Genomic DNA, 620 nt, shown 5'->3' with positions numbered 1-620 from the left:
AGACCGGTCGAGGCCGACGTGGACAGGCTACTGATTCCGGTCGAAGTCGATGTCGACAAGCTGCTGATGCTGCTCGTCGCCGCGCTCAGGCCGGTTGAGGCCGATGTCGACAGGCTGTCGATGCTGCTGGTTGCTGTACTCAGACCGGTCGAGGTCGACGTGGACAGGCTACTGATTCCGGTCGAAGTCGATGTCGACAAGCTGCTGATGCTGCTCGTCACCGTGCTCAGGCCGGTTGAGGCCGATGTCGACAGGCTGCTGATCCCGGTAGACGTCGAGGTCGACAGGCTGTCGATACTGCTGGTCGCGGTGCTCAAGCCGGTAGACGTCGAGGTCGACAAGCTGTCGATGCTGCTGGTTGCTGTGCTCAGGCCGGTCGAGGTCGACGTGGACAGGCTACTGATTCCGGTGGACGTCGAGGTCGACAAGCTGCTGATGCTGCTCGTCGCGGTGCTCAGGCCGGTCGAGGTCGAAGTCGACAGGCTGCTGATCCCGGTAGACGTCGAGGTCGACAAGCTGTCGATGCTGCTGGTTGCTGTGCTCAGGCCGGTCGAGGTCGACGTGGACAGGCTACTGATTCCGGTGGACGTCGAGGTCGACAAGCTGCTGATGCTGCTCGT

Annotated in this window: 1 protein-coding gene; it reads left to right on the top strand. The window is 62.3% G+C overall.

Annotation, left to right across the window (positions count from 1 at the left end; all coding sequences use genetic code 11):
* The coding region (locus tag ACGLHS_RS32295; RefSeq protein WP_394486087.1) for a hypothetical protein at positions 1-620 on the top strand (620 nt) is incomplete at both ends.

It is taken from the genome of Variovorax sp. VaC1 (assembly GCF_043658315.1).
GTDB lineage: Bacteria > Pseudomonadota > Gammaproteobacteria > Burkholderiales > Burkholderiaceae_C > Variovorax.
This window is presented reverse-complemented; position numbering and strand designations above follow the sequence as displayed.